3 protein-coding genes and 2 pseudogenes are annotated in these 5,580 nt (G+C 74.5%); all 5 read right to left on the bottom strand.

Going from position 1 to position 5,580, the window contains the following annotated elements:
* Positions 1 to 620, bottom strand: a pseudogene (locus AA75_RS23320) (hypothetical protein); the annotation flags it as partial.
* Positions 621 to 627: 7 nt separating this feature from the next.
* On the bottom strand, positions 628 to 915 hold the full coding sequence (locus AA75_RS23315) for a WXG100 family type VII secretion target (protein WP_033822146.1): 288 nt from the start codon (positions 913 to 915) through the stop codon (positions 628 to 630).
* A gap of 77 nt (positions 916 to 992) precedes the next feature.
* On the bottom strand, positions 993 to 1,337 hold the full coding sequence (locus AA75_RS23310; RefSeq protein ID WP_033822145.1) for a WXG100 family type VII secretion target: 345 nt from the start codon (positions 1,335 to 1,337) through the stop codon (positions 993 to 995).
* 11 nt (positions 1,338 to 1,348) lie between these two features.
* Entirely contained in the window at positions 1,349 to 4,642 is a 3,294-nt protein-coding gene (locus AA75_RS23305) for a right-handed parallel beta-helix repeat-containing protein (protein ID WP_051813133.1), read from the bottom strand.
* Positions 4,639 to 5,580, bottom strand: a pseudogene (locus tag AA75_RS49665) (hypothetical protein); the annotation flags it as partial. The gene AA75_RS23305 and the pseudogene AA75_RS49665, both read right to left, overlap by 4 nt.

The raw sequence follows: 5,580 nt of genomic DNA, 5'->3' as shown, positions 1-5,580 counted from the left end.
GCGCCACCGGCGGGGCCGGCGGCCGGGCCGGTGGCGGGATTGCCACCCGCGTCGTCGATGAACGTGTTGAACTTCCCGGTCGCCTCCGCCATGGCTTGGTGGAGGTCCTTGGCGGTCATCTTGTTGGCGTCCTCGATGGTCTTGTACTGGCCGCTCAACTTCTTCACGCCGTCGCGCAGATCACCGAGTGCGTGACCGAGGTCGGTGAGCGCCGTGATGCACTCGGCCTTGAGGCCGGCGTCCTCGTCCAGACCGTTGACCTTCTGCCGGATCGCCGAGGCGTGGTAGAAGTTGCCCGGGTGCACACCGACCGGGTCGAGCGCCTTCGTCGCCGCCTCCACCGGTGCGATGAGCGTGGCGATGTTGTCGGCGAACTTGTCCAGCGACGCCGTATCCACCGTGGTTCCGGTCCCCGCCTTCCCAGGTGGCGGCGGGACGGTCGGCGCGGTGAACCCCGACGAGGCGTCGTAGTGGCCGTGCCCGGCCGCGACCGAGGTGTCGCCGCCGAACTCCTTGGGGTGCTTCACACTGCCGTCGCTGCCGCCGTTCGACGACGAGCCGCCGCCCGAGGACGAGCCGTGGTGCTTGAAGTAGTCGAGGTCCTGCTTGCTGTCGGCCATCGACGGGTCACGACCAGAGCTGGACGCCGGAGCGCTCGCCGTAGAAGTAGTACTCGTTGATGGTGCCCAGCATCTGGGTCGCGGTGGCGGCCTTCTCGGTCATGTCGGCCGCGGCGTTGTCCCACTGGACCTTGACCTGCGCGTAGGTGTCGCGCGCGGCGCTGGTCCACTCGGCGAGGTGGACCGTCGACTGGTTGTCGAGGTCGGCCAGCGTCTGGTTGATCTTCTGGGTGATGGAGGCCATCTCGCCGACGATGGTCTCGACCTGGTCCATCTGGACCCTGTACGTGCTCATGCTGATCTCTCCTCGGTGCGGGGGTGGGAAGGGGGTGGGGTGGTGCGGTGAGGTGGTGCAGGGGGCGGTGCCGCCGGTCAGAGCGGGAAGCCGACGAGCCCGCTGCCCGCGCTGACCTGCGCCGCGACCTGGTGGGCCACCTGCGAGGTGTCCTGGTGCGTGTTGGCGTACACGTGGGTGTTGGCGGACAGCGTCTCCAGCATCTTGGTCAGCGCCTGGTTGAGGCTGCGGAAGTCGGCGAGCCACTGCTGCATGGCCTGGCCGTAGATGGTGGCGGCCTCGCCCTGCCAGCTGCCGTGCAGGGCCTCCACCTGGCCCTCGATCTGGGCGTAGGAGCTGGTGGCGGAGTCCACCGCGTTCTGGAACGTGCCCTGGGCGGCGGTCATGCCCGCCAGTTCGACCTGGGTGAGCTGCTGTGCCATGGCGCTTCCTCTCAAGAGTGTGCGGGTACGGTTTCCGGCTGGGGTCGTTCGGCCTCGGGACGGGAGCCGGTGCCCGTCCGAGGACGTGTGAGGTCGTCCAGGGTGACCGTGCGCTCGCGCGCGGTGGCGGCGATGCGCTCGGCCAGCCGGTGCGCCGCGTACGCGGTGCGCTGCGCGGGCTGCGCGGCGAGGGCGGCGGCCAGCGCGGCGGTCGCCTCCTCGTCCAGGCGCATCCCGTGGGACGACAGATGGCGGAGCGTCAGCTCCAGTGCGTGCTCGGCCGTGTAGTCGGCGAGCTCGACGTACTGCGCGAAGGCCTCGGCCAGCTCGGCCCGGCCGCGCAGGGTGTCGATCAGGTACGGGCCGCTGCCGGTCAGCACCAGGACGGCGCCCTCCGCGCCCCGGGCCGCGGTGGCCAGCGCCGCGAGGACGGCGTCGCACTCCTCGGGCCCGCGCCCGGCGAACGCCGGGTCCGCCTCGAGGACCAGCACCCCGCCCGCGGCGTCGGCCAGTGCTGCGGTCAGCCGCAGCAGCGGCTGCTCGGGCCAGCGGGCCGGCACGGCCGACAGCGCCAGGTGCGTGGTCGAACCGGTGGCCAGCAGGCCGAGTTCGGTGAGGGCGTGGGCGTACACCCGGGCCAGGGCCCGGCGTCCGCTGCCCGGTGCGCCCTGGATCACCAGGTGCGGGGTGGGGCCGGTCGGGGCGCCGGCCCGGCGGGCCCGCGCGATCAGCAGCAGCCGTTCGCGCAGCGCGGCCCGGGCCTCCTCGGCGCCGGTCATGGCGTCGAGGCGCTCCAGCGCGGACCGGCCCGCGGCCGGCCCGGTCGGCGGCTCCGCTGCGCCCGGTACGGCCGGCGCGGTCGCCTCGCCCGGCGCCTCGGGTCGGGTCGGTTCACCCGGTGCCTCCGGGTCGGCCTGTGCGGCCGGTACGGTGATCACGTCGGAGCCGGTCAGGCGGGACAACTCGCGGTCGCTGTGCGGAGGTTCCGCGGCCAGCCGGGAGGCCTGCCGGTTGATCATCTCCTCGAAGACCTGCCGGGCGACCCGCCCGTTGCCGAAGGTGGCGCTCTTCGGCACCTCCTCGAAGTAGCGGTGCAGCGCCGCCACCGCGTCCTCGTCGGGCTCGTAGTAGTGCTTGCCGCACAGGCCCTGGACGATGGTGACCAGCTCGGCCGAGCTGTAGTTGGGGAACTCGACGGTACGGGAGAACCGCGAGGCCATGCCGGGGTTGGAGGCGAGGAACTGCTCCATCTGCGCCGAGTACCCGGCGACGATGACGACGATCTCGTCGCGGTGGTCCTCCATCAGCTTCATCAGCGTCTCGACGGCCTCCTGCCCGAAGTCCGGCCCGGTGCCGCGGGACTGGTTGGTCAGGGTGTAGGCCTCGTCGATGAAGAGCACTCCGCCGAGCGCCTTCTTGACGACCTCGGTGGTCTTGATCGCGGTGCCGCCGATGATCTGCGCCACCAGGTCGGCCCGCGCCACCTCGACGATGTGGCCCTGGCTGAGGATGCCCAGTTCGGCCAGCACCGCCCCGTACAGCCGGGCCACGGTGGTCTTGCCGGTCCCCGGCGGGCCCGCGAAGACCAGGTGGCGGCTCATCGGCGGCATCGGCAGGCCCATCTCCTGCCGCCGCTGGGCCAGCTTGTTGACGTTGATCAGGCCGGTGACCTCGCGCTTGACGCTCTCCAGCCCGACCAGGGCGTCCAGGTCGGCCAGCGGGCCGGTGCCCAGGCCCGTCGCCTCCGCCGCACCCGGGGCCGCCGGGGCGTCGGGCAGGCGGTCGGCGGCCGCGTCCGGCGGCGGGCCGCCGCCGTCGGTGTCCAGCCGGGCGACGTCCGGTTCCCCGGCACCGCGGACCCGGCCGACGGCCGCGCCGGCGTTGCCGCGGATCTCGCAGTCGTGGATCCGTACCGGGCCGTCGGTCGCGGAGCGCACCCCGTCACCGCCGTTGTCGCACACCGCGCAGTTGTCCAACTCGGCCCGCGCGGAGGGCTGCAGCTGGACGCCGTGGCGGCGGGCCCCGGTGATCCGGCAGCCGACCGCGGTGAGCGAACCGCCCTCGGCGACCCGGATGCCGTCCCCACCGGATCCGGTGAACTCGCTGTCCCGGCAGTCCAGTCCGGCGCCGTCGCCGACCAGCGCCGGACCGCCGCGCAGCAGCGAGGAGAGCAGCTCAGCGCGGGCGCCGGTGTCCAGGGTCAGGGCCGCGTCCCCGCCGGTGGCGAGCACCCGCACACCGTCCAGCTCGGCATTGGCCCCCTCGCCCAGCACGATCCCGCAGCCGCGGTCGAGTTCGACCTCCGTCTCACGGGCCGACAGCCGGCCGGCGTCGGTCACGGACACCGCGGCGGTGGTCGTCCCGGCGAAGGAGGTCTTCTCGCAGACCGCCTCCGAGCCGCCCTCCACCAGCAGGCCGACCGGCGTTCCGACGATCCGGCAGCCCTCCAGCCGGGCCACGGACCCCTCGCCGACCCGGATCCCGCCGTCGGCGGCCGGGCCGATCCCGCAGCCGCGCAGCACGGGCCGGGCCCCGCCGCCGACGTGCACCGAGGTGCCCCGGGAGCCGGTGAACGAGCAGTCGGTCAGGACCGTCGCGCCCTGGCTGGTCAGATAGGCGTCCAGCGTCGAACTGCCGCTGACGGAGAGGTTGCTCAGCCGGGCCCGGCCGTCCTGCTCCACCGCGACCGCGGGCTTTCCGCTGCCCTCGATCCGCCCGCCCTCGACCACCACGGCGCCACGGCCGTTGACGCAGATCCCGTTGCCCCGCGGTCGCACCAACGTGCAGTCACGGACCGTCAGTTCGCCGTGCTCGGCGATGACGAACGCGGAGGAGGCGATGTCGGTGAGGACGCACTGCTCCACCAGGCTCGCGCCGGCCGAGGTCACCACGATGCCGGCGCCCCGGGCGTTGGACACCTCGCAGGCGCGCAGCGCCAGTACACCGTCCTGCCAGGCCAGCACCGCGGCCCAGGACTCACCGGACAGCCGGCAGCCGTCCAGCGCCGCCTGCCCGCGCCGCACCTCCAGCACCGGCGCCTCGGCGTCGGCGCCGGAGAGTTCCAGACCGGACAGGCGCACCGCCTCGGCGTCCACCACCACGGTGCTGCCGGTGGCCGCGTGCAGCACCACCGGGCCGTCGCCGTCCTCGGCGGCCAGCGTCACCGGCCTGGTGACGGTGAGCGCCTCCTCGTACCGGCCCGCGGCCACCGTGATCAGGGCCCCGTCGACCGCGTCGGCCAGTGCCGCGGCGATGGTGGGGTACGCGCCCGGCCGTTCCCGGGAGACCAGCAGCCGCCGGCTCATGCGGCCACCGCCTTCGGCGCGGTGCGGGGGAGCAGACCGGGCGCGGTGCCCGGGGCAGGCGGGGTCGGTCCGGCGTCGCCGCCGGTGCGGGCGGGCGAGGCGGGGCCGTCGGCGGCCCGGGCCAGGCCGTCCAGGGCGATCTCGTCGAGTGGCACGTTCGTCTTCCTGTTCTCCGAACCCTCCGAGGCGGAGAGTTCGCGCAGCAGCAGTCGGTCCTGGTCGTCGGAGCCCAGCACCCGGAACCTCGTCCCGGGCGGGAACACCACCCGGTCCGGGGCGGCCGGGGCGAGCAGGGCGGTCCGGCGGGCCGTCAGCGACCAGATCAGGAAGTCGGTCGCGCCGGTCACCGGCTCCGCGGTGCGGGCCCACGCGGTGCAGAAGGCCCACTCGGTCAGCACGTCGCCCTGGCGGTACCAGGCCCGTTCGGACGGGTGCAGGGCGGCGCGCAGCAGCGTGGCGCCGCGGTGGGACGGCAGCCGCCGCAGACCTGCCGCCACGCAGCGGGCCAGCGGCACGTGCGGTCCGACGGTCGCCGTCCGGACCGCGGCGTCCAGCGCCGCGCCGTCGCCGGTGAGGTAGAGCCGCAGGGCGGCGAGGTCGGTGAACGCGTCGGTCTCCTCGGCCCGGGTGGCGCCGCGCAGCCCCGGTGATTCGGACAGCACCCGGGACACCGTGCCGGAGGCCGCGTTGAACTGCCGGGCGAAGGTGCGCCACACCCACTCCCGTTCCCGGGCCATCCCGCGCTCGTGCGGTACGGCGCTCGCGTCCGCCGCGGGCACCGGCTGCACCCGGACCGCGGATGCGGCCGCCAGGGCGGGGACCGGTACGACGGCCGGGGCGGGGGACCGGTCCGGTACGGCGCGCGGCGCGGCGGGGACCGGCTCCGGCGGGGCGAGCGACTCCAGCCGGATCCCGTGCAGGCGCGCGGGACGGGCGGC

This window comes from Kitasatospora sp. MBT63 (genome assembly GCF_000710465.2).
Taxonomy (GTDB): domain Bacteria; phylum Actinomycetota; class Actinomycetes; order Streptomycetales; family Streptomycetaceae; genus Kitasatospora.
Note: the sequence above shows the minus strand (reverse complement) of the source record. Positions and strands in the feature narration are given on the sequence as shown.